Source organism: Enterococcus sp. DIV2449a (genome assembly GCF_051711225.1).
Classification (GTDB): Bacteria; Bacillota; Bacilli; order Lactobacillales; family Enterococcaceae; genus Enterococcus_D; species Enterococcus_D casseliflavus.
The window spans coordinates 2,798,109-2,821,899 of record NZ_JBIOME010000001.1 but is presented as its reverse complement, the minus strand read 5'-3'; the positions used below and the strand labels follow the sequence as shown (position 1 = coordinate 2,821,899).

The 23,791-nt window shown below is 42.8% G+C and carries 24 protein-coding genes; 13 read left to right on the top strand and 11 right to left on the bottom strand.

What is annotated here, in order from left to right; translation table 11 throughout:
- Nucleotides 1-1,770, top strand: a complete 1,770-nt coding sequence (locus IGI76_RS13470; protein ID WP_074535446.1) for an ABC transporter ATP-binding protein — start codon at nucleotides 1-3, stop codon at nucleotides 1,768-1,770.
- Between the two features lie 260 nt (nucleotides 1,771-2,030).
- Here IGI76_RS13470 and IGI76_RS13465 read toward each other — a convergent pair whose 3' ends face one another.
- The 3 genes from IGI76_RS13465 to IGI76_RS13455 form a co-directional block, all read right to left on the bottom strand.
- On the bottom strand, nucleotides 2,031-2,906 hold the full coding sequence (locus tag IGI76_RS13465) for an IS3 family transposase (RefSeq protein WP_317726542.1): 876 nt from the start codon (nucleotides 2,904-2,906) through the stop codon (nucleotides 2,031-2,033).
- The gene (locus IGI76_RS13460; RefSeq protein ID WP_016249835.1) at nucleotides 2,876-3,442 is read right to left on the bottom strand and encodes a helix-turn-helix domain-containing protein; all 567 of its coding nucleotides are present in this window, start codon (nucleotides 3,440-3,442) and stop codon (nucleotides 2,876-2,878) included. Before IGI76_RS13460 ends, IGI76_RS13465 begins: the two co-directional genes overlap by 31 nt.
- 81 nt (nucleotides 3,443-3,523) lie before the next feature.
- On the bottom strand, nucleotides 3,524-3,841 hold the full coding sequence (locus tag IGI76_RS13455) for an RNHCP domain-containing protein (RefSeq protein ID WP_170927546.1): 318 nt from the start codon (nucleotides 3,839-3,841) through the stop codon (nucleotides 3,524-3,526).
- Nucleotides 3,842-4,354: 513 nt separating this feature from the next.
- Between IGI76_RS13455 and IGI76_RS13450 the strand changes: the two genes are divergently transcribed.
- The 3 genes from IGI76_RS13450 to nfsA all read left to right on the top strand — a co-directional run bounded on the left by IGI76_RS13450 (nucleotide 4,355) and on the right by nfsA (nucleotide 6,267).
- The gene (locus IGI76_RS13450; RefSeq protein WP_196043954.1) at nucleotides 4,355-4,681 is read left to right on the top strand and encodes a hypothetical protein; all 327 of its coding nucleotides are present in this window, start codon (nucleotides 4,355-4,357) and stop codon (nucleotides 4,679-4,681) included.
- 136 nt (nucleotides 4,682-4,817) lie between these two features.
- Nucleotides 4,818-5,399, top strand: a complete 582-nt coding sequence (locus IGI76_RS13445; protein ID WP_196043953.1) for a TetR/AcrR family transcriptional regulator — start codon at nucleotides 4,818-4,820, stop codon at nucleotides 5,397-5,399.
- Between the two features lie 127 nt (nucleotides 5,400-5,526).
- Nucleotides 5,527-6,267 (top strand): oxygen-insensitive NADPH nitroreductase, encoded by a 741-nt coding sequence (gene nfsA / locus IGI76_RS13440; RefSeq protein ID WP_231434922.1) that lies wholly within the window; start codon nucleotides 5,527-5,529, stop codon nucleotides 6,265-6,267.
- Nucleotides 6,268-6,473: 206 nt separating this feature from the next.
- Here nfsA and IGI76_RS13435 read toward each other — a convergent pair whose 3' ends face one another.
- Nucleotides 6,474-7,265 carry an L-threonylcarbamoyladenylate synthase gene (locus tag IGI76_RS13435; protein WP_034859003.1) on the bottom strand — a complete coding sequence of 264 codons (792 nt, stop codon included), beginning with the start codon at nucleotides 7,263-7,265 and terminating at the stop codon, nucleotides 6,474-6,476.
- A 322-nt stretch (nucleotides 7,266-7,587) separates the two neighbouring features.
- Between IGI76_RS13435 and IGI76_RS13430 the strand changes: the two genes are divergently transcribed.
- Nucleotides 7,588-8,508, top strand: coding sequence for a cation transporter (locus IGI76_RS13430; protein WP_015510258.1), 921 nt, complete (start codon nucleotides 7,588-7,590; stop codon nucleotides 8,506-8,508).
- Between the two features lie 58 nt (nucleotides 8,509-8,566).
- Nucleotides 8,567-9,403: a YitT family protein gene (locus IGI76_RS13425; RefSeq protein WP_015510257.1), complete on the top strand. Its 837-nt coding sequence runs from the start codon at nucleotides 8,567-8,569 to the stop codon at nucleotides 9,401-9,403.
- Nucleotides 9,404-9,500: 97 nt separating this feature from the next.
- Here the strand turns inward: IGI76_RS13425 and IGI76_RS13420 are convergent, their stop codons facing one another.
- Complete coding sequence (locus tag IGI76_RS13420) at nucleotides 9,501-10,169, bottom strand: GntR family transcriptional regulator (RefSeq protein WP_231434921.1); 669 nt, start codon at nucleotides 10,167-10,169, stop codon at nucleotides 9,501-9,503.
- 188 nt (nucleotides 10,170-10,357) lie between these two features.
- On the opposite strand from IGI76_RS13420, the gene IGI76_RS13415 reads away from it, so the two are divergent.
- The 5 genes from IGI76_RS13415 to IGI76_RS13395 all read left to right on the top strand — a co-directional run bounded on the left by IGI76_RS13415 (nucleotide 10,358) and on the right by IGI76_RS13395 (nucleotide 15,608).
- Nucleotides 10,358-11,953 (top strand): mannitol dehydrogenase family protein, encoded by a 1,596-nt coding sequence (locus tag IGI76_RS13415; protein ID WP_333718690.1) that lies wholly within the window; start codon nucleotides 10,358-10,360, stop codon nucleotides 11,951-11,953.
- A gap of 3 nt (nucleotides 11,954-11,956) precedes the next feature.
- The gene (uxuA, locus tag IGI76_RS13410; protein WP_231434919.1) at nucleotides 11,957-13,033 is read left to right on the top strand and encodes a mannonate dehydratase; all 1,077 of its coding nucleotides are present in this window, start codon (nucleotides 11,957-11,959) and stop codon (nucleotides 13,031-13,033) included.
- A 16-nt stretch (nucleotides 13,034-13,049) separates the two neighbouring features.
- Nucleotides 13,050-14,438 carry a glucuronate isomerase gene (gene uxaC / locus IGI76_RS13405; RefSeq protein ID WP_016608895.1) on the top strand — a complete coding sequence of 463 codons (1,389 nt, stop codon included), beginning with the start codon at nucleotides 13,050-13,052 and terminating at the stop codon, nucleotides 14,436-14,438.
- 139 nt (nucleotides 14,439-14,577) lie between these two features.
- Entirely contained in the window at nucleotides 14,578-14,904 is a 327-nt protein-coding gene (locus IGI76_RS13400) for an MGMT family protein (protein ID WP_005228493.1), read from the top strand.
- The gene (locus IGI76_RS13395) at nucleotides 14,901-15,608 is read left to right on the top strand and encodes a GntR family transcriptional regulator (RefSeq protein ID WP_005228494.1); all 708 of its coding nucleotides are present in this window, start codon (nucleotides 14,901-14,903) and stop codon (nucleotides 15,606-15,608) included. Before IGI76_RS13400 ends, IGI76_RS13395 begins: the two co-directional genes overlap by 4 nt.
- A 96-nt stretch (nucleotides 15,609-15,704) precedes the next feature.
- Here the strand turns inward: IGI76_RS13395 and IGI76_RS13390 are convergent, their stop codons facing one another.
- Nucleotides 15,705-16,904 (bottom strand): enolase C-terminal domain-like protein, encoded by a 1,200-nt coding sequence (locus IGI76_RS13390; protein ID WP_005234111.1) that lies wholly within the window; start codon nucleotides 16,902-16,904, stop codon nucleotides 15,705-15,707.
- 290 nt (nucleotides 16,905-17,194) lie between these two features.
- Here IGI76_RS13390 and IGI76_RS13385 point away from each other — a divergent pair, with 290 nt between their 5' ends.
- Entirely contained in the window at nucleotides 17,195-19,024 is a 1,830-nt protein-coding gene (locus tag IGI76_RS13385) for a glucose PTS transporter subunit IIA (RefSeq protein WP_231434918.1), read from the top strand.
- 68 nt (nucleotides 19,025-19,092) lie between these two features.
- Here the strand turns inward: IGI76_RS13385 and IGI76_RS13380 are convergent, their stop codons facing one another.
- The 5 genes from IGI76_RS13380 to IGI76_RS13360 all read right to left on the bottom strand — a co-directional run bounded on the left by IGI76_RS13380 (nucleotide 19,093) and on the right by IGI76_RS13360 (nucleotide 23,321).
- On the bottom strand, nucleotides 19,093-20,367 hold the full coding sequence (locus IGI76_RS13380) for an ABC transporter permease (protein WP_128488447.1): 1,275 nt from the start codon (nucleotides 20,365-20,367) through the stop codon (nucleotides 19,093-19,095).
- Entirely contained in the window at nucleotides 20,364-21,047 is a 684-nt protein-coding gene (locus tag IGI76_RS13375; RefSeq protein WP_005228498.1) for an ABC transporter ATP-binding protein, read from the bottom strand. The genes IGI76_RS13380 and IGI76_RS13375 overlap by 4 nt, the downstream gene beginning before the upstream one ends.
- A 151-nt stretch (nucleotides 21,048-21,198) precedes the next feature.
- Complete coding sequence (locus IGI76_RS13370; protein WP_231434917.1) at nucleotides 21,199-21,969, bottom strand: ABC transporter permease; 771 nt, start codon at nucleotides 21,967-21,969, stop codon at nucleotides 21,199-21,201.
- Complete coding sequence (locus tag IGI76_RS13365) at nucleotides 21,962-22,897, bottom strand: ABC transporter ATP-binding protein (RefSeq protein ID WP_005228500.1); 936 nt, start codon at nucleotides 22,895-22,897, stop codon at nucleotides 21,962-21,964. Before IGI76_RS13365 ends, IGI76_RS13370 begins: the two co-directional genes overlap by 8 nt.
- A 175-nt stretch (nucleotides 22,898-23,072) precedes the next feature.
- Nucleotides 23,073-23,321, bottom strand: coding sequence for a helix-turn-helix domain-containing protein (locus IGI76_RS13360; protein ID WP_231434916.1), 249 nt, complete (start codon nucleotides 23,319-23,321; stop codon nucleotides 23,073-23,075).
- Between the two features lie 194 nt (nucleotides 23,322-23,515).
- On the opposite strand from IGI76_RS13360, the gene IGI76_RS13355 reads away from it, so the two are divergent.
- Nucleotides 23,516-23,779, top strand: a complete 264-nt coding sequence (locus tag IGI76_RS13355) for a hypothetical protein (protein WP_142965506.1) — start codon at nucleotides 23,516-23,518, stop codon at nucleotides 23,777-23,779.
- Nucleotides 23,780-23,791: the final 12 nt, after the last annotated feature.

Below are 23,791 nucleotides of genomic sequence, written 5' to 3'. Positions count from 1 at the left end.
ATGACAGATTTGTTCAAAGCGAGTAAATTTTTCTACCATTACTTAAAACAATACAAGTGGTCGTTTCTATTCATTTTTGTGACGGTGATTCTGGCAACGTATCTGCAAGTGCAAGCGCCAGTCTTTGTCGGAGAAGCGTTCCAAGAGTTGGCGAATTATGTTGGTGGTTTGATGCAAGGGGTCGATGATAAATCAGCTTTTCTATCGATCATTTGGAAATTGTTGATTTTTTATGTCTTAGCCAGTGCAGCCAATTTTGTTTATAGTATCTTGTTCACGCAAGTGGTGGGGAAATCAACCAACAGAATGCGGATCGGTTTATTTAATAAACTGGAAAAATTGACGATCAAATTCTTTGATTCTCATCAAGACGGTGATATTTTGAGCCGTTTTACCAGTGACTTGGATAACATCCAAAACAGTCTGAACCAAGCATTGTTGCAAGTGCTGACCAATGTAGTCTTAATGGTGGGAATCTTGATCATGATGTTCCGTCAAAACGTTGAATTGGCATGGGCAACGATTGCTTCTACCCCGATTGCGGTCTTAATCGCGGTGATCGTGATCCAAAAAGCCCGCAAATATGTCGATCTGCAGCAAGATGAAGTCGGAAAATTAAACGGCTATATCGATGAAAAAATCAGTGGTCAACGAATCATCATCACCAATGGACTGCAAGAAGAAACCATCGATGGTTTTCTGGTCCACAACCAACAAGTCCGCGAAGCTACCTACAAAGGGCAAGTCTACTCTGGGCTGCTTTTCCCATTGATGCAAGGGATGTCCTTGTTGAACACGGCAATCGTGATTTTCTTTGGTGGCTGGTTAGCATTAAACGGTGACTTAGAACGTTCCGTTGCTTTAGGATTAGTTGTGACCTTTGTCCAGTATTCGCAGCAGTATTATCAACCATTGATGCAGATCTCTTCTGGTTACAGCATGATTCAATTGGCGATCACCGGTGCGCGCAGAATCAATGAAATGTTTGATGAACCCGATGAGGTCAAACCAAAAGACGGGATCAAAGTGAAGGGCATCAAAGAGGCGGTTGCTTTGAATCATGTGGACTTTGGGTATGACAGTCAAAAATTGGTCCTAAAAGATGTGTCGATCACAGTCAACAAAGGCGAAATGGTCGCATTAGTCGGACCGACGGGTTCAGGAAAAACGACCATCATGAACCTGTTGAATCGCTTCTATGATGTGAATGGTGGTTCTGTGACCTTTGACGGCATCGACATCCGGGAGCTAGACTTGGATCTGCTGCGTTCTCAAGTGGGAATCGTTTTGCAAGAATCCGTGTTGTTCTCAGGGACGATTCGCGAAAACATTGCTTTTGGGAAACCAGAAGCGACTGAAGCCGAAGTCATTGCAGCAGCGAAACAAGCCAATATCCATGAGTTTGTTATGACGTTGGAAAAAGGCTATGACACGGAGATCACCGAAGAGAATAATCTTTTCAGTACTGGTCAAAAACAATTGATGAGTATTGCCCGAACGATTTTGACCAATCCAGAATTGTTGATTTTGGATGAAGCTACCAGTAACGTTGATACCGTGACTGAAGCGAAAATTCAACGAGCAATGGATGAAGCGATCAAAGGACGAACCAGTTTTGTGATTGCCCATCGCTTGAAGACGATTTTGAATGCCGATCGCATCGTTGTCTTGAAGGACGGCGAAGTCATTGAAGAAGGCAATCACCATCAATTGGTGGCTGCCGATGGCTTTTATGCGGAACTGTATCACAATCAATTCGTTTTTGAATAAGCGCAAACCAACGTAAAATCATCAAGAAGACACTAGCAGGACAGCCCGCAATTTCGTCAACCAATCGACGAAACAGCGGGCTGTTTTTTTAGGTTAAAGCAAGCGCTTCTTATGACGACAATGTTTATGAGCAGTTAGTGGTATAAGGGGTCCGTTGTTCTGATAACCAAAAAAGACCAGCCTTAATGTAGTGACCCCAAAAAGTTAGACTTTTATGGAGTGGAGAAATCCACTCCTTTTTTGTACGATAAAATTAACAGTTAGACAGCTGTTTTTACAGCTTCTCGAAACTGAACCGGACTTCGCCAATTTAATTTCTTTTTGATGCGTTTATGGTTGTAATAATAGATATATTGGTCAATTTTTGTTTTCAATTCATCTAAACTCCGATAGACTTCTCCATGAAAAATCTCTTGCTTTAATAAACCAAAGAAGTTTTCCATAGGTGAGTTATCTAAACAATTCCCTTTACGAGACATACTCTGGAAGATTTTATGCTGCTTCAATTTATTCTTATAAGCATTCATTTGATAGGCCCATCCTTGATCTGAATGGAAGGTTCTACGAAATGGACAATCATTTGTCATCTGGATTGCTTCTTCTAATCCTTCCATTATGGCTAGTGCGTTTGGTTTTTCAGAAATCCGATAAGATAGAATTTCACTATTGTAGAAATCCATGAAAGGATCTAAATACAGCTTTTTCTGACGAACGACACCTGTGGTGTCTACTTCATAATACTTAAACTCTGTGGTATCAGTTGTAATTTTTTGGTGACAGATATTTGTATAAAACCGACGATGAATACGATTTTTGGCGACAGTGCCAACCTTCCCACGATAAGAATTGTACCGTCGAGATTTTCGAGTGTAAGACTTTACTTCGATACCTAGTTTTTTTATCAGACGTTGAATCTTCTTTTTATTGACATGAATCCCTTGATTCTCTAATTCTTTTTTTAGTCGCAGACAGCCATAATCTTTATGCTCTTTGCGAATTTCAAGCATTTTTTCTTCAATTTCTTGGTCTGGGTTTGGTCTGTCAAACCGTTTCTGCCAATACATATAGGTTGCTTTAGGAAATTTCAATGTTTCAAGAAGCTCAACTAGTTTGAATGATCCTCGGAGGCTGGCGATGATTCGTGCGATTGATTCTTGCGTCTTTGCTGGGCTTCCTGTTTTCGCAGCTTCCTCAACTCTTTTAAAAAGGCATTCTCAATTTGAAGGGATCGGACTTGCTTTTCTAATGCCTTGATACGATCGCGTTCTTCAGTTGTTGTATTTTCTTTTTTGTTTTCTTTTTTTCTAGTCAAAGTAAGTGGTCGCCCTTTCTCTTTTGAGAGCCCCTCAATACCTGCTTCTCTGAAATTACGCATCCAATTGGCAATAAGCGCAGGGTTGTTCATTTCTAAAGTGCTAGCAACTTCTCGATAGGACATCTCACTTGTTTGATATAACTCTAGCGCATTTAACTTAAATTGAACAGAATATTTCTGATTTTGATGTTTTCTCAATAGACCTTCCTCTCCGTATTCACGATAGGCATTCACCCAATTACTTACTTGAGACTTGCTTGAAATACCGTATTTGTTGGCAAGATACCGATATCCGCCCACGCCACTAAGATATTCTTTAACGATTTTTAGTTTTAATTCAAAAGGATATTTTGCCATACAAATAACGACCCCCAAAAGTTAGATTTTCTGGTCTAACTTTTGGGGGTCGCTTCATTAAGCATGGTCTTCTTTGGTTTTTTAGTGATACGCAGCGGTTTGAGTCAACCACTCAATAAAATGGTCTGGCTGTTGCGTATCCTGTGCCACGATATTCCACTGCTGGTTTTTGCAGCGGGTGCATTCATGCAGCAGCTGATAGCCTTTTTTGGAATGTTGGCGATAGTCAATCGGTCGCATCAAGCCATGGCAAGTATTTTGACGATCACCCGGGCGAATATCCACGTGTAACGAGTAGAGACACTGGGGACAATGGTTGCGGTAAGAACCATTGGTCAAGGGTGCCACAGGCGTACTGCAGTTTTTACAAACAAAGGTCGTATTTTCATCTTTTCTCATTTTGCTTTCCTCCAAAAGAATGATTTCTTTTGAGAGAAAAGGGTTCCGTTCGTTCTTCATCAGGCTTCTTTGGCTAGGGACACATTCACCGTCCGTAACGATTACTTCTGCTTCCAGCTTCATGCGATTTCGCAATCCGTACCACGCTTAGTTTTTTCGTTTTGTGCTAAGCACTGTGTTGCGGCAGCCCACAACCCAGCAGTAAGTGTAGTCCAAAGTCACTGTCATTGGCGTCGTCCCCTAGAAAGCAATTGAGGAATGCTTTTTCATCGAGTACCTCCTATGTGTTTACGAGGGTATTATAGCAGAAATAGAGTTGGAATTCTAAGACAGATGAAACCTGATCGTAATTCATTCCTTTTTTATCGTTAAAAACAATAATATGTAGATAATAATGCTATTTTGTGACAAAATATTTACATGTAGGTTTCGCTCGATTTTATTTTGGTCACTGAAGAAGAGACACGGAATCACAAAATGAAGGAAGGATGACCTAACGAAAGGAGAACAAAAATGTTTGGTACGAACAAGAAATCCGAAAATTCGAATGGTACACAAGGCAAGAAACGAAAAAAGCGTTTGACTGTAGAAAATCTGATCAACCAATATCTTGAAGAAAAAGAGATCCATGAATTGAGTGATGGTCTGTCTGTCCAGATCTTTAATGACTTATCTGCACACCGAATACATTTCATGGAGATCCCCAACCTTAGTTACAAAAATCTCGGAGCAGCTATCCAAATCGATCAAAACTGGATTAAAATCAAGCAACAAGATACGATCATCAAACAGCAGGCAGAGATCATTCAGCTTTTGAAAGAAACACGAGAAATAAACTAATAAATGAAGCTTAACAATAGCATTTGTGTAAAAGAGAAGGGACAGGCAGGTGAAAACTCAAAATAATATTTGACTGGTTGGTACATAAATGATATTCTGTTTATGTACTGATCGGTAAAGAAAAGGAGCTGGAAAGATGCGAGGACGTCCTAAAAAACACAATAAGGAAGAAGCAGTGAAGATTGCTATGCATGAATTTTGGTCCCATGGCTATGAAGCCTGCTCAACCGAGAATCTATGTCGCGAAACAGGGTTGGGGAAAGGTAGCTTTTATAACACATTTGGTAGTAAGCACGATTTATACGTAGAAACACTGCGTGTATATCATGAGCGCTGGATTCAAGAGCAAAAGCAATTATTGGATCAGGAAAAAGGGCTTTTAGAAAAATTAACAGCATTATTAAATTGGGCAATTGAAGTAGATTTTCAAGAAAACAGCAATGGCTGTTATTTGATCAATGCAGCAATGGAAAGAGGCAGTATTGATCCAGCCGTGGTGTTATGGTCCGAACAACATGCAAAGGAACTTGAGGCAGAAGTTGAAAAGCATATAGAAAAAAGTCTGCTTAGTGGAGAGATCAAAACGACAAAGACAGCCAAAGAACTGTCTCTTTGTTACCTTAATGCCTATTATGGACTGCGAACCTTGAATGCTTCGATGAGAAACAAGGCGATGGCACAACAAATTGCTGAAATTACGATAAAGAATTTATTGTAGTGGTCCAATTTCTAAGCAACAATCTAGTAATTTCACAAGCTTTGCTAATGACAAAGACACACAAGTACGATGTGAAAATAAAGAATAGGTCGAGAGAAAATGTATCTATTCGAGAAAGAAGGGTATTATGAACGAAACAGTAAGCACGATTCTTAATCATGTATCAGTTCGCAAGTTTAGTGAGCAAAAACTTACACAGGAAGAAATCAAGACACTCGTTGCAGCGGCTCAAGCAGCTTCGACCGCAAGCTATCAACAATCTTATTCAATCATCGGTGTTGAAGATCCACGTCTGATGAAAGAGATTGCTGCAGTCGCTGGAAATCAACCTTTTATTGCAGAGGGAGGGCACTTTTTTGTTTTTTGTGCTGATTTGTATCGCATAAAAAAGATGGCAGAGGCAAAAGGAATCGATTTGACAGAAACGTTGTCAGGAATTGATGCCTCAATAGTGGGTGCTGTTGATGCTTCTCTGGCAGCCCAAAATTTGGCGATAGCTGCGGAATCAATGGGGTTAGGTATTTGCTATATCGGCGGGGTGCGAGATGCAATCATCGAAATTACTGAGCTACTAGATTTACCTGATTATGTCTATCCTGTATTTGGAATCGCTATAGGTCATCCTATTGAAACAAATGAAAAAAAACCACGGATACCATTTGAAGGAATTTATCATGAAAATACATATTCTCGCAATAAAGAAGACATCATTCATGCCTATGATGATGAAACAAAGTGCTATTATGCGAAACGGACAAAAACCAATGCTGAACGCTCCTGGTCTACAACAGCAATAGGCAGCTTTTCCCGCTTGCCTCGACTGTTTATGAAAGAGTATTTAAATCAAAGAGGATTGAGCAAACAATAAGGCTCTTTGTCGCTTGTTACATTGCTCTATTTTTGAACTAGGAAAACAGGAAAGTGATGATGCTGAGCGCATGATCGCTTTTCTTATGAAGTACGATAGAAGAAAAGTATTTTTTTCAATTAAAAAACCGAAGAACGAGCTGAGCGGTTCTCCTAGAAAAGGAGGGCAGCTAGCTGGTTCTTCGGTTCCTTGTTGACAATGAAAGATCAATAGTACTCCCCGTGGCGATAGTCCCATGAGTTGAAGTGATCAGAAAGGTACATTTGGATTTTTTCAACATCGAGTCCTTTACGGATCAAGACAGGTGCGGGAGTGATGGAGCGTTGGTCTCCTTGCTCTGGAATCAAGTTGCCGTCTTTATCAACGAAAGAAACCATGACTCCTTGTTCATAGCGGGTTTCCAGCGTTTTGTCTGGTTGGATCGATGCAACATAGTCGTTGCCTTCAATGATTAGATCGGCTTCTTGCGCGATTTGTTCGCCGATCCCTTCAACAAGTCCGCGGTTTCCTTTGCCTGAAGGGTTCGCTGAGCTGGCGAAAAGCAATTTCTTTTTCTGATCCCAAAGTTCTTTTGAAATCTGCTCACCAGGGACACCGAATTTGATCACAAAACAGCTGGTTCCCCGAACGTCCGTCATCAATTCTTCTGAACCATCATTTGGGATATAGGCTTTTCCTGATTCTTTCCAAGGCAAAATCGCACCGAATAACACGTCATTGTTCCAGCAAGTTTCGTAAACGGCGGCGGTTTCCGCATTTAATTCGGCTAATTCATGTAGCTGTTCCAATGAGCTGCAAAGAACGACGCCTGGTTTGTTACGCTTGCGATTCTTTGCTGAAAACTTGCGTTCCAGCCCCTTTTTATCAGAGACGGCAATGATATAGCCGACTTTGGTTGGGCAAACGATCACTTTGCCTTCTTCATTCAAATAGTTGATCGCACGTTGATTTGGTTCTCCTGTCCATGGGACTTGTTTTGTTTCTTTCACTCTCTTCATCCTCCCTGTCTTCCAATGAATCGCCGTCATGAAAAATATAACGGAATATTCTGAAAATTCTGATTGAATATGGTTACCCTTGATGATAAGGGAATCAATCTGTGTAGTCAAGGGGATTTACACCAGAATGTAAAAAGAGAGGAAGAGGAAAACCGTATATACGTCATTAGAGAATAGAGTGAATGATTGACAGCAACACTATTTTTTTCCGCTTTGTATGAAAAAATTGACTGTTTTTCATGTTATTTATATGGGAAGATAGGCTTATAGATAGAACAACGCAATCAAAAGAATAGTTTTTTTATGAAAGATGAGGAGTATCATGAGTGAAAAGAAAAAAATACGCAAGCTTTTGTTGGCATCGATTGTCGCTGGGAGTATCTATGGTGGCGGTGCCTTGCTTTTTGGGTTGCTGGTCAGTTATAACGTCCTCTTGTTAGATGGGGTCTATACATTGATTGGGGCAGTGATGTCACTGATTGCTTTGTACGTGGCAAAATATATCCAAGCCCAAGATTTTGAACGTTTCCCATTCGGTAAAGAGGCATTGATGCCATTAGTGGTATTTATTCAATATAGTATCATCCTGCTGATCTCAATTTATGGAATCATTGAATCTGCTTTTAGTTTATTACACGTCAGTGATGGCATGATTGATCCAATCGGTTTGTATTTCTCGCTGGTTGGTACGATCTACTGTTTCTCTTTTTACTTGTACTTAAAAAAGAAACCACTGACCCATCCCTTTTATTGGGTGGAACTAGAACAATGGCGTTTCGGCTTTTTCTTTAGTCTGGGTGTCGTCGGTTCATTTCTTGTGTCCTGGCTGATCCAAGCCAGTCCCTATGGGAATTTTGCGATGTATGTCGACCCAATCATCTCCATCGGGATCACCTTGTTCTTTATCCAGCTTTCGATAAAAGAGTTGAAAGCAGCGATTTTAGAATTGACTTCTTCTACTCCAAAAGAAGAACTGAGGGAGACCATCATGACGATCGTTGAAAAAGAATTGCGCGCAGAAGAAGTGGTGGACTTTGTGTTACGTACCGCCAAAGTCGGTAATCAAGTCATTGTGGAATTAGATGTAGTGATTTTACCTGCAACGCCTCTCGATACAGTAGGTCAGCAAGATCCCTTGCGAGAACGATTGAATCAAGCAATCAGCCAACAGATTTCCGGTTATTCCCTCTGGCTAAACATAAATTTTGTCGGTGACATCAAATGGGCGTATAGTGAGGAGTAAGAATGGCTGCAAAGCAGCTTGAATAAACCGTTTAAATGACAGAGAAAAGAGGAAACAAATGACAATTCTGAAAACCTATGGAAAAATCACCGCAGCACTTTTCTTGTTAGCGGCAAGCATCAATTTATTTTTAGGACCGCATCATGTGGCAGCTGGCGGTGTCAGCGGAATCGGTATTTTATTAGAGTCAGCACTCGGTTGGGATCGAGCGGCTGTGATCATGGTCTTGAATATTCTCATGCTTATTCTTGCCTATGCCTTTTTAGGGAAGGGGCCTTTTATGAAAGTCCTCTATGGTAGTTTTGCTTTTCCAGTAGCAATTGCTTTAGTTCCGGAATATATGGTGGCTGAAGACCGGTTGCTTTCCGTGATTTTTGGCAGTGCGATTTTTGCTTTAGGAGTAGCGATTTTGTACAAAAATCAGTCTTCCAGCGGCGGCACAACGATTCCACCGCTGATTTTCAAGAAATACTTTAATTTGAATCCAGCGATTGGCTTGCTGGCGACCGATGCGATCGTTGTTTCCATGAACTTGTTCGTTTTCGGGTTTGAAGAGTTCTTGTTTGCGATCTTATCGATCGTGATCACCTCTGGTGTGATGACCTACATTGAAACCGGCTTTAACCGAAAGAAATCTATCATGATCTTAAGTGAGAACCACGTGAATGAGATTCGAGAAGCGGTCTTTGATAAAACAGCTCGGGGTGCGACCCTGTTGGCTGCCCAAGGCGGTTACCAGCAAGCCGACAAGCAAGTGCTGCTGATCGTTGCCAGCGACCAAGAGTTTATGCAGATCAGACAAATCATTGAGACTATTGACCCAAAAGCGTTTGTGATCGTCAATAATGTCTCAGAAGTACTGGGGCAAGGTTTTAGTTATCACCCGATTGAATGATCGTATTCTCGCTTGTTCAGCATATGAAACCACCCTCGTCAAGTAGGCTATCTACTCGACGAGGGTGGTTTTTAAGGTCCATGATTTTCAAATAGCTTTACTCCGTAAAATAATCGGGAAAGGCTTTTTCCACAAAAACCAAATCGTTATCAATGACATCAATGTGTTGTCCGACCAAGGGAGCAATTTTGGCTTGGTCTTTTTCTTTTAAGGTTGCTAAGATTTCTTCATGATCTCGCAAAATAATTTCCCAAGACAATTCCTCCACCTCTAAACGTAAGAAGCGGAAGCGATTTAATGGCAGATTGATCGTTTGTAGCCAATTCCAGACATTCTCTTTGTCGGCGATTTTATAAATCAACTGATGGAAGGCCTCGTCGAGTTGGAAAAACTCGATTTCATCTTTCAATTGGGCATAGGTCCGCTGCAAAATAACGAGTTTTTCTAGTTCTTTCAGCTGTTCTTCTGTAACGGCTTGGCAGGCCGCTATGAATACTTCTTTTTCAAGCGTCTCTCTGACAAAGCGAGCTTCTTCAATTTGTTTGATGCTGATTTTAGAAATATAGGTGCCGCTTTGGGGAACGACATGGATCAATGCTTCACGGCGCAGACGAATAATTGCTTCACGGATCGGCGTCCTGCCGATGGTTAGACGTTGCTCCAATTCCTTTTCAGATATTTTTTGACCGGGAATCAGCTTGGCGGTTAAGATCAACTCTTTGATTGATTCATAAGCTTGTGATTGAAAATTTGTAGGGTTCAACATAAACGCTTCTTTCTGTATCAGGCATTCAATTCCCTTCGAAAGAAAAACTCTGAAGGAAAGTGCCTAGGGATAGTTTTGAGTAATAAAACTAGTATATAAGTTGAATAACCTTTTGTAAAGGCTTGCAATTCAGCACGAAATGAACTAGAATACTAATATATCAGTTTTGAGGAAAAGGAGGAAGTAGGATGTTTGATTTTGCTGCCTTGAAGCAGGCAGGAGTTACGATGCCGGTCGTTCCCAAAGAAGTGAGGGATCAATCAGATACTCAGTTTCAATGGTTACACTTTGGTGGGGGAAATTTGTATCGGGCATTTCACGCAGAAGTAGCCCAAACGTTGATCAATCAACAAGCGTTGTCAAAAGGAATCGTAGTGTGTGAAACCTTTGATGAACAAGTGATCGATCAAGTGTACGCGCCTTACGAGAATGACATTTTAGAAGTGATCATGCACGAAGGGGGACGGTTGGAGAAAAAATTGCTCCAGTCAACGGCGGCTAGTTATTATTGCCATCCTTCCCGCACTGCGAGTTATGAGCATATACGCAAAGTATTTCGTGAGCCGTCACTACAATTGGTCACCGTAACAATCACAGAAAAAGGTTATGGCTTAAAAGACAGTCAGGGGAATTTTTTGCCTGTCGTCCAAGCGGATCTCGCTGCGGGTCCTCATCAGGTCAACCATACAATGAGCATTTTGGCTAGCTTTTTATGGGATCGTTTTCAATCAGGGGCTCTTCCGATCGCTATGGTCTCTACCGACAATTTTTCGCAAAATGGGCTCCGTTTCCAAGCGGCGATTGTCACCATCGCAAAAGAGTGGCAAAAGCTGGGGCATGTTTCAGAAGCGTTTGTCCGATACTTAGAAAACAACGCGCAAGTGACGTTTCCGTGGTCAATGATCGATCGGATTACGCCAAATCCTTCAACAGCAGTTGCAGAAGAATTAGCAGCAGCTGGCATTCAGCAGTTGCCAGTCATTCGGACCGATAAAGGAACGACGATCGCTCCGTTTGCTAACACAGAAGCGACTCATTATTTAGTGATTGAAGATGATTTCCCGAACGGTCGCCCGAATTTAGACAAAGCGGGGGTGATCTTGACGAGTCGAGAGATCGTAGACAAAACCGATAGTATGAAAGTCACAACTTGTTTGAATCCACTGCATACGGCAATGAGTTTGTTCGGCTGTTTACTCGGCTATACATCCATTGCTGCGGAAATGACCGATCCAGATATTGTCGCTTTGATCAAAGGAATCGGCTATCGTGAAGGCTTACCGGTAGTGGAAGATCCTGAGATCATTCAGCCAAAGAAATTTATCGATGAGGTGGTCGGTCTTCGTTTACCGAATCCGCTGATTCCTGACACCCCACAGCGGATCGCCGCAGACACCTCACAGAAAATCGCCATCCGTTTTGGCGAAACCATCAAAAAGTATGTGGAGAAAGAAGGCTCGGCTTCTGAGCTGACTTTCATTCCCTTAGCGATTGCTGGCTGGTTGCGTTATCTCTTAGCGATCGATAATGAAGGCCATCTATTTGTCCCAAGTCCTGATCCCCTCTTAGCAGAATTGCAAGAGATTTTACGGGAGTGTCAGTTAGGGACAGCCGCCGATGTTCAAGGGATCATTCGCCCAATCTTAGCAAATCCGCAGATTTTCGGGTTGGATCTCTATCAAGCAGGAATCGCTGAAAACGTGGGTCACTTGTTCGCTAAGATGCTAGCAGGAACCGGCGCAGTCCGTAAAACATTACATGAAACAGTAGAAGGGATTGAATAAAAAATGGAAATGACATTTCGTTGGTATGGAAAAGAATACGATAAAATCAAGTTAGCAGATATCCGTCAAATTCCTGGGATAAAAGGCATCGTCGGTACACTCTTTGATTTGCCTGCTGGAGCAGTTTGGCCCAAAGAACGGATCAAGGCGCTCGTGGAAGAAGTCGAAGCAGCTGGACTTTCTCTGAAGGTGATCGAAAGTGTCAATATTCATGATGACATCAAGATTGGCTTGCCTTCGAGAGACCTGTATATCGAAAACTACAAAGAAACGATTCGTAATTTGGCAGCATACGGGATCGAAGTGATCTGCTATAATTTTATGCCGATTTTTGATTGGATCAAAACGGATCTCGATTATCGCTTAGCCGATGGTTCTTCTACGATGGCATTTGAAAAAGCAGGGATCGACAAAGACCCAGAAGAGATCGTCAAAGAAGTTGAGGAGTCAAGCTCTGGCTATACCTTGCCAGGCTGGGAACCAGAACGTTTGGCTCATGTCAAAGAATTGTTTGCTGCGTATAAGGATGTCGATGATGACAAATTAAGAGAAAACTTTGCTTATTTCCTAAAAGCCATCATTCCCACCTGCGAAGAGGTCGGCATCAAGATGGCTGTTCATCCAGATGATCCTCCCTATTCGATTTTTGGTCTGCCGCGTATCGTTAAAAACCGTGATGATCTGGATTGGGTCTGTAACGTGGTCGACAGTCCGTCAAATGGTATCACACTTTGTACTGGCAGTATCGCCGAAGACCCAGCCAATAATGTCTATGAGATTTTGGCTGAGTTTTGTCGCCGGGATCGAATTCCTTTTGCCCATGTTCGTAACATTCAATACTTGGGCAATGACAAAGACTTTTATGAAGCACCGCATCTCTCCTCTGAAGGCTCGTTAGACATGTATCAGATCCTAGAAGCGATGTACAAAAATGGCTTTGACGGCTATATTCGACCAGATCATGGGCGAATGATCTGGGGAGAAACGGGACGTCCAGGCTATGGCTTATATGATCGGGCGATCGGCGCTTCCTACTTATTAGGGTTGTGGGAAGCCATCGACAAGAGCGTGGGGCGTTAAGAAAAGGAGCGAAGAAATGTTTTTAACTGACGATTTTATTTTGAAAAACAGCTTTGCCAAAGAGTTATACCATGGGTATGCAAAAAAGCAGCCGATCATTGATTACCATTGCCATTTAGATCCGAAAGAGATTTTCGAAGACCAAAACTTCACCAATCTGACCCAAGCGTGGCTGGCGGGGGACCATTACAAATGGCGCTTGATGCGAGCCAATGGTGTTGCAGAATCTTTGATCACTGGCGATGCTGATGACTACGAAAAATTCTGTGCTTGGGCGCAGACCTTGGAGGCTTGCATTGGCAATCCATTATATGTCTGGACCAATTTGGAATTGAAGCGAATCTTTGGTATTGATGAGCGGTTGACACTAGCCAATGCAGCAAGCATTTGGGAAAAAGCCAATCAACAGTTGCAGACGAAGGAATTTTCACCACGAGGGCTGATCAAAAAGATGGCCGTTGAGGTGATCTGTACGACGGATGATCCCATTGATTCGTTGACGTATCATCAAAAGCTGGCAGAAGAATCCTTTGCTGTGTATCCTACCTTTCGTCCTGACAAAGCAATTAATCTGCAGAATTCAGAATTTCCAGCATACCTTAAGCAATTGGCTGCAGCTGCGAGCAAAGAAATCACTAGCTATCAAACGCTGGTTGAAGCATTGACCGTGCGTATTTCCTACTTCCAGCAACGGGGCTGTCGTTTAGCAGATCACAGTCTGTCACGTCTTGGAGAGGAAGCCTACGATACCGCTGCACTTGAAGCGATTTTTCAGAAGCGTTTGACCACTGGGACACTGACTAATGAAGAAATCAGACAGTTTCAAACCGGCTTGCTGATTGACTTGATGCGCCAATACGCAAAGCAAGGCTGGACCGCGCAATTGCATCTGATGGCGACTCGCAACAACAATCAAAAACTTTTCCAACAACTAGGACCTGATAGCGGCGGTGATGCGATGGGGGACGATCGTCTAGCGAGCGGCTTAAGTCGGACATTGGCGCAGCTTCAGGCGGAAAGCTTATTGCCGAAGACGATTTTGTATTCACTGAACCCCAAAGATTATCCAGTGTTGACTGCGCTGATGGGGGCGTTCCAAGAAGAGAGCAAAGGCAAGCTGCAATTAGGCTCTGCTTGGTGGTTCAATGATACGTATTCTGGTATGCGGCATCAGTTGACGACCCTAGCAGAAGGCGGGATTCTTGGAAACTTCGTCGGCATGCTGACGGATTCTCGCAGCTTTTTGTCTTATCCTCGCCACGAGTATTTCCGGCGGATTTTGTGTCAGGTGATCAGTGAATGGGTAGAAGACGGACAACTACCAGCAGATGAAATATATTTAGGGCAGATCGTCGCAGATATCTCTTATCACAATGCGAAAACCTACTTTGATTTTCCAAACTAATGACTACTCGATTCGTTCTTGGCTTGCTAGAGAACGAATCGAGTGTTTGTATGGCTATTGCTAAAGTTGCGTCTGTTCATTTACTATTGGCAGGGAATCCAGTACTATGATAGAAAGAATCAAAGAAGGAGCGAACAATATGAATCCATTCTATGAAGAAGTCTATGCGCTGGCGCGGCAGATCCCTTTTGGTAAAGTCGTCTCCTATAGTCAGATTGCGTGGAAATTGGGACAAATCAACGGCGCGCGAGCAGTCGGTCGAGCGATGCGCTTGAGCCCTCAGGATGTCCCTGCCCATCGTGTCGTGCGGGCAGATGGCGTCTTAGTTGGTCCCTCCGCCAATGTGCGAAAAGCAGCACTCGTCGATGAAGGGGTGGTCTTCAAAGCCAGTGGTCGTATCGATATGAAGGCTTGCAGTTGGTCCATGAGCGAGATCGCTCCCGCTCAAATGAAGGAGCCGTTATGAAAAAACGTGAATTTATCGTACAAGATCTGTTGAGTAAAATCTATCAGGAAGAATTTTCTGCCGGCAAACTACCCAACCAAAGAACTCTTGCGCAAACCTATGGTGTTTCTCGGTTTACGATCCAGCAAGCAATCAAAAACCTTGAAGAGATCGGGATCGTCAAAGTGGTTCAAGGTTCAGGGATTTTTATCCATGAAAAATGGGTCAAAAATCCAATGATCTTTAATTCCTTGACCCGCACCCCTTATGACCGCATCCATTCCAAAATGATTTCCTTGAATAAGGCGGTAGCAACGTTGGATGAACAGCAGATTTTCCAAATAGGCCCAGACGAGGAAGTCTGGACCTTTGAACGAGTGCGGATCGTCAATTATAAAATCGAACAGCTGGAAACCTCTAAATTGCCCGTCAGCCTATTTCCTGAATTGACACAAGAAATCGTGGAGCACTCGATCCAACGCTATGTCGAAAGCTGCGGATACCGCATTTCCCACTACATCACAAGCTATACCCCCATCACCACATCGACCGCGCAATCGGGTATTTTATTGTGCAAGCGGGGAACACCGGCAATGCAGATCAGCAATCGGGCGATTTTAGAAGACGGCCGCGTGTATGAGTTCAGCAATATCGTTGCCATTGATTATGCCGTGACCTACATCCGTCCCTTTGACCGTGAGATCCATCGCTCACGCATCGATTGATTTTTAGGAAAGCAAATGTGCCAGTTGCGTCGTCTTTACCCAGAGAGAAGAAAGACATCCCCTGTCGATTGGACAGGGGATGTCTTTTGTTGTGTTTTAAGGAGTGATCAAAGTGCCGTCTGGTGTACGGCTCTGGGTCCATTCGTGAGGACGGTAAACCACGGGAAATTCCGCAGCTGCTGCTTCATCGAACGTGATTCCGATCCCACTTTTCTCGATGGGATAAAAATAGCCGTTTTCAGGTTGTGGACTACCACCAAAGACCGACTGGGTATTTGCTGGGATCGCAATCGTTTCTTGGATCGCGGCATTGTGGAGATGGATATTTAGATGGGTGTTGACGGCTAAGCCGACAGGGCTGATATCAGACGGCGTGTGCCAAGCGATCCGAATGCCCATCGCATCGCAAAAGTGAGCCAATTTCAATGCTGGCGTGATCCCACCGATTTGTGAGACATGGGCACGCATAAAGTCAATCTGTTGATTTTTGACTAGCTCTTGCCATTCCATCGGATTATTGAACAATTCGCCGGTCGCGATCGGGGTCGCCGACTGGCTGCGGAGTTGCTGCAGCCACTTGTTTTGATCCGGCGGCAAAATATCTTCTAGGAAAAAGAGATTGAAAGGCTCAGCGGCTTTTGCAAATTGAATCGCTTGGTTTGGATGCAGCCGTTCATGCACGTCATGCAGCATTTGAAATTGATTGCCGTATCGTTCTTGGATCGCAGCAAACATTTTCAGTGTTGTGTCCATGTAGTCTGTTTGATCAAAATAGGAACCAGCGATGGGCTGATCGGGTGTTTGCAGTTGGCTAGGATTTCCACCATAAAAGCCTAATTGGCAACGGATATAGCGATACCCCTCAGCCAAGAAGCGATCGATTTCTTGATAAAGGTCTTCGAGATTATCTGCCACGGCATGGGTATAGGCGGGAATCGCCGTACGCGCTTTTCCACCTAACAGTTGATACAATGGCATATCGGCTAATTGTCCCTTGATGTCCCATAAAGCCATGTCGACTCCTGAGATGGCATTGTTGGTGATCGGACCATTCCGCCAGTAAGAATTGACATTCATCACTTGCCAAAGATCTTCGATTTGATTGGCATCGCGGCCAAGTAAGAGGGGGCGTAAATACTCGTCAACGACGGTTTTTACGGCTAGTGGGCGAAACTGGAAGGTTGCGCAACCTAACCCAGATACGCCTTTGTTCGTTTCTACTTTAACGACAACAAGGTTATGACGATCAGGTTTGATCGCAAAGGCTTTGACGTCGGTGATGATCGTTGGTGTCATTTCATTCACTCCAATTTTTGTCTCTAGTTGCTATAGCCATTGAAACATGCTTGGCAACCGCTGTCAATTTGGTCTAATAAAAACTGGATATACACCATAAAACCAGTCCAATTTTTGCCTATTTTATAATAAAACGTTGATATATAGCGTTTTTATTCTGGTTTTATCAAAAAAGGACTGGTTTTACAAGTCTGTGTGAGCATGCTACTATGTGTGTGAAAACGGAAACACCTGAAAGGGCGCCCGTCAAAAGGATCAGGACCGTTAGCAAACAACAGGGGGAAAAAAAGATGACCAAAGAAGACATCGTAAAACAGATCATTAAAGATGTTGGCGGATCAGACAATATCAACAATGCATGGCACTGTATGACTCGCTTGCGTTTTGATTTAAAGGATGAGAAAAAAGTCGACTATGCGGCGTTAGAAAAAACACCCAAAGTCGTAGGAACAAAATATCAAAGCAATCAGCTGCAAGTAGTGATAGGAACGGATGTTGCTGATTATTATGCACCTTTAGCCAAAGAATTAGGACTTGATGAAGCGAACCAAGGGGAAACATCAGAGAAAAAAGGAGCCGTTTCCTTATTTATGGATACCGTTTCTGGCGTTTTTGGTCCGATCGTTCCAGCTATCGCTGGCGCAGGAATGATCAAAGGATTGATGGCTGGATTGGTAGCATTGAATGTCATCTCTAATCAAACAGATACCTATTTAGTGATCGACATGATTGCGAGCGGCGTATTCACATTCTTGCCATTTTTTGTTGCTGCTTCTGCCGCTCGGATTTTTAAAACCAATCAATATTTAGCGATCGCAATCGCGGCAACGCTGCAATTTCCAACGATGACCAATGCGGTAGCCGAAGGGAGCATTTCCGCCTTTCGTTTGTTCGGCGTCTTGCCAGTACCCGTCTTTAACTATGCAGGGACAGTGATTCCCATTATCTTTGCCGTGCTGGCACTCAGCTATATTTACCGTTGGGTCGATAAACTCTTACCACAAGTGCTGCGTACCGTGTTTACACCGACGATTTCGTTGTTTGTCGCTGGTATCTTGACATTAACGGTCATTGGCCCAATCAGTATCCATCTAGGAAACTTATTGGCTGCTGGCGTGGCTGGATTATTCACTATCTCGCCTGTCTTAGCAGGAATCGTGGTAGGGGCGATTCGACCAATCGCAATCTTCACGGGACTGCATCATGCCATGACCCCGATCGCTTTGCAAAACTTTGCCAATCAAGGATATGATATGCTGATGCCAATGATGTTTATGGCAAATATGGCAATCACCGGCGCAACAGCAGCTATTTATTTCAAAGTCAAAACCAAAGAAGAAAAATCGATCATTCTATCGTCGGCGGTTTCAGGCTTGTTAGGGATCACAGAACCTGCGTTATTCGGGATTTTGTCGAAGTATAAAAAAGCCTTTATCGCAGCAACAGTTGGTAGTTCTGTAGCTTCTGCCTTCATCAGTTTCTTCGGTGTTCGTATTTATGGGTACATTCTTTCAAGTATCTTTAGTTTGCCAGCCTATATCGGGGAATACTTTGTCTACGCCGTTCTAGGGATCATCTTGGCGATCGGCTTATCTTTTGCCATGAGCTGGTTCTTGGTACCAAATCAAGCAGCAGAAGGCGATCGTTACACCAACGAAGTGGATCTGCATGCCGTGACCCATGGTGAATACGTCCCATTAGAAGATGTACCAGATGAAGTTTTTTCAACGAAAATGATGGGAGAAGGCTATGCCATCGAGTCCCAAGATGGCCAAATCTTTGCACCAGTCAGTGGCGAAGTCACCACTGTTTTCCCTTCAAAACATGCCGTCGGGATCAAGACCCAAAACGGCGTTGAAGTTCTTGTGCATATGGGGATCGATACAGTTTCCCTTGGCGGTCAAGGCTTTGAAGTCTTTGTCAAAGCTGGGGAGCAAGTCACTCCGCAAACCAAACTGGCACAAATGGATCTGCCTTTTATCAAACAGCAAGGCAAAGAAACCATGGTGATCGTTTTGATCACCAACATGGATCGCGTGCAACAATTTTCTGGAAGTACTGATTTAGAAGGCAGACACCAAGCCGGTGCATTGCTGGAAAAAGTCGTCTTGAATGCCTAATAAAAGAAAAAAGATGAGCTTCGTTAACGAAGTTCATCTTTTTTTATTTGTCCAGTAACTATTTATGTTTATTCATAACGCAAAGCTTGGATTGGATCTAGTTTACCTGCTCGGTTAGCAGGCAATGTGCCGGCTAAAAAGGCAATCAATAAGATGACACCCATAACAGTCAGCGTGTTCGACCAAGAAAAACCAATCAATTGAAATCCGGTCAAAGCTTCAAGAAACGTGCTTGAAGCATAGTCATTGATGATATTTCCTAAACTAAAAGCGGCGACGATCCCACTGAAAGCGCCGAAGAAACCAATTAAGAGTGCTTCGAAGCTAAAGGTCAGAAAAACTTTGCTGCGGCTCATTCCTAAGGCTTTCATTAAGCCAATCTCACGGGTTCGGTCTTGAACAGACATATACAATGTATTGATAATACCAAAGCTGGCAGCTAACAGTGAAATTGCCCCAAATAAAGTCAAGACGCCAGTAATCGCATCAATTACCATACGAAACATATTGATTTCATCTTCCACAGTCATTCCTTGGAAGCCATTTTCTTGTAAAGATTCTTTGATGGTATCGATTGCTTCACTGGATAAATTTTCTTCTAGATATGCCTGTACAACAAAAGATTGGTTTTTTAAGTTTTCTGGTAAGCCTACTTCATAAATTTCCAACACTTTTTGACTCAAAGCCTGATTAAAAATAGTCATTCCAGCTTGAATAAAGCTGAAATGGCGAACCCCAACAATTGTTGCTGTGACGGTTTCTTGTTCACCAGTTGCATGAGAAGACACTCCAATAGTAACTTCTTTTTCCAAAGCCTCTTTGGCATCTTTAAAGCCTAAAATTTCCACATAATCTTGATCAAGAATGACTTCAAATCCATCAACTTCATTATTGACTTGTCGACCAGCTTCTAATTCTAAATCGATATCACCAGAAGCCATTGCGTTGAGTTGATATTTCGTAGTGGAACTCCCCTGAATGTAATCCGCTACTAAAAAGCTGATTGGTTTAACGGTATCAATATGCTCGATACTTTCAATTACTTCCATATCTGCAGGTGTAATTACGTTAGCTTCTGCAGAGGATTTCTCTGGATCGTATTCTTGAATAGTGGACGCTGGTATTATATTATTACTGCCATCCATTTTGTAGACTGCTAGTAGGCTATTGTCACCGGCAGCTGTAATTTGTTGATCGAGGTAATTATTAATACCGGTGTTGATACCCATCGTTAGATAAATGGTAAAGGCACCAATAAAAATAGCAATGATCGTCAGGAGTGTTCGGCCTTTGTTTCGCAACAGATTTTTCGCAGAAGTTTTTAACAAATCGTTGAATTTCATTTATCGTCCTCCTCAATCACTAAACCATCTTTAATATGGATCTGCCGATCACAGCGGGCAGCTAGATCAGGATCGTGGGTGACGATGACTAGGGTGATATTTTCTTTTTCGTTAAGATCAAATAATAGCTCTTCGACTTTTTCTCCCGTCGCTGAATCAAGATTTCCAGTAGGCTCATCGGCAAAAATGATTTTGGGTTTGTTGACGAGTGCTCGGGCAATACAGACCCGTTGTTTTTGACCGCCAGAAAGGTCAGATGCTTTATTTTTTGCTTTATCACCCAATTCTACGGCTTGTAGTGCTTCATCTACCAGTTTTTTTCGTTGATTTCGACGCATACCGCTGATTTTCAATGGCAGCATCACGTTGTCATGAACCGTATCTTTGGCGTTCATAAAAAATTGCTGAAACACGAAGCCAAAGGTTTCGTTTCGCAGTTTGTTTAATTCAGCAGCCTTTTTTCCTTTGACATTTCTTCCAAGTAAAAATAGATCTCCGCTAGTAGGCTGGTCCAACAAGGCTAATAAGTGCATCAATGTAGACTTACCTGAACCACTTTTACCGATAATTGCCACTGACTCACCCGCATAGATTTTTAAATCAATGCCCTTCAAGGCATCGAATCTAGTTTCTCCTTTTCCATAAACCCTCGTTAACTTTCTTGTTTCCAAAACGATCATTACATTCCTCCTCTAAAAACGTTAATAAGTTAAGATTATCACAAATAGTTGCCAATAAATCAGTCTTTAGGAGTAGTTTCTGAAATTAAATGAAAAAAAGCGACCCCCACTGGGAATCGCTAAGAAGCTATAAAATAAATTTTAAGTTCAATTAACTACGCAGCCCGCGGCCTTTTTGGATCAAGTACCAGCATACGCTGTATAAGACGACAATGAACAAGACCAAAATACCGATGGAGAGGAAAATCGGGACATCGATGGTGCCCAAAAAGCCGTAACGGAAACCAGAGATCATATACACGATCGGGTTGACTTTGGAGATCGTTTGCCAAATTGGCGGCAGCATGCTGATGGAGTAAAAGACGCCTCCAAGATAGGTCAATGGTTGTAAAACAAAGGTTGGCACGATGGAAACATCGTCAAAGGATTGGGCGAAGATCCCATTTAGCAACCCTGCTAATGAAAATAAGATGGCGGTCATGACAATGGTTAAGACAACGATGACCCAAGAATAAACATGTAATGGGACGAAGAAAAGGGAAATGATGGTCACCAATGTGCCCACCAAGATACTACGTCCAAGTCCGCCAAAGACAAAGCCCCAAATGATGACGTGGGTAGGGACCGGCGCCACTAAGAGTTCCTCAATGTTTTTTTGAAACTTCTGTGAAAAGAAGGAAGAAGACACATTAGAGTAAGAACTGGTGATCGTCGACATCATGATCAGCCCAGGAACGATAAATTCCATATAAGAAAAGCCGCCCATTTCGCCGATGCGGCTGCCGATCATTTTCCCAAAGATAATAAAGTATAAGGAAGTAGTGATGACGGGTGGGACGAGGGTCTGCACCCATATCCGTAAATAGCGGTTGGTCTCTTTGACCGCTAAACTTTTTAAGGCTGTAAAATAAAGACTAAACATGGTTTTCCTCCGCTTCGTGTGATTCTTCGGTGATTTTCAAAAATAGTTCTTCCAAGCGATTGGATTTGTTGCGCATGGAGAGGACATTGATCCCTTGCTGACTGAATTGGGCAAAAAGATCGTTGACGCCTTGATCTCGAGCGACTTCAACAGCGATGGTCTGTTCATCTTCCATTTGGATCGGATACCCAGTGATCGTTGGTGCTTGTTTGATCGGTGCGATATCAAAAAGAAAGGTTTCAAATTGCAGTTTTGCCAATAAGGACTTCATGCTGGTGTTTTCGATCAGTTCACCAGATTGGATGATCCCAATGTTGCGGCAAAGCATTTCCGCCTCTTCTAAATAATGGGTCGTCAAAATGATCGTTGTGCCCTTTTGGTTTAGCTCCCGCAAAAAGCTCCACATTTCCCGCCGTAATTCGATATCGACACCTGCCGTCGGTTCATCCAAAATCAATAGCCGTGGTTCATGCATCAGGGCACGAGCAATCATCAAACGGCGTTTCATCCCGCCTGACAGCATCCGCGCACGAACATTGCGTTTTTCCCACAAATTCGACTGCTTCAAGTATTTTTCGCTGCGCTTGATGGCTTCGTTGCGGGGGACACCATAATACCCAGCTTGATTGACGACGATCTGCTGGACCGTTTCAAAGGGATTGAAATTGAATTCTTGGGGAACCAGACCAATCTGTTGTTTGACTTGGACCAATTCTTTGTCTAAATCGTAGCCGAAGACTTTGACGCTTCCCGAAGATTTATTGACAAGAGAGGTGATAATGCCGATGGTGGTGGACTTTCCAGCGCCGTTTGGGCCTAACAAGGCATAAAAGTCGCCTTCTTCCACCGTCAAATTTATGCCCCGCAACGCTTCAACGCCGGTAGCATAGACTTTGCGTAAATCGGTTAGTTCTAGTGCATAGGTCATGTTTGTTTGAACTCCTTCTATGTATGATGGTTTATTCTATCATTTTTTTCAAGAAGAACCGCATGATTTGATTTTTTTCATTTGATTAGATAACAATTGTTGCTAATCGATGAAAAGTGGGAAAGAGGCAAAAGAAAAAACGACCATTTGATCGTTTTTTCGATAAAGTCGATTGTTAGCATGAATACCGTTCTGGTCGTTCTGTCTGTCCTAATATGTAATCGACAGAAACATTATAGAGGGAAGCTGCATGTAGCAGCGTCAATACATCGGGTAAGCGATCGCCTGCTTCGTATAAGGTGTAATCGGGGTAAGACACATCGAGATGCTGGCATACTTCTTTTGGGCTCAATCCGCGTTCTTCTCTTAAAAATTTGAAGCGGCAACGCAAGGTGTCTAATAAAAAAGCTTCTTCTAATGTCACTTTGCGGTCCTCCTTAAAAAATAGCGCTTTTTTTTCGCACTGTTCTCTTTTTATTGTACCAACAAAAGCAAAATATGCGAAGTGATTCACATGAAGGTCGATCGGTTTTTGTCAAAAAGTGAAACAAATGACTTGCTCTGAGACGCGTTTCATACAGTATGCTTGATTTATAAAAAGGAAGGCGGGATGGAAACATGAATACATACATGAAGAAAAATGGTGCGGAATGTTGTTATGTGACGTTGGCATTTGATGGACAACAACTGGTATTGACGAAGCCAAAAGGGTTCTTTCAAGAACGGTTAGTAGAAATTCCTTTGGATGAGATTAGTCACTTGACGTGTGATGAACACTTCGGGTCTCAGCGCATCGGATTTATTCATCACAACGATTACTACGAATTTTATACATGTGGGCTAAGTGTGATAGACTATATGAAAGAACAATTATTCGTTTAAGGAGCAGTGAGT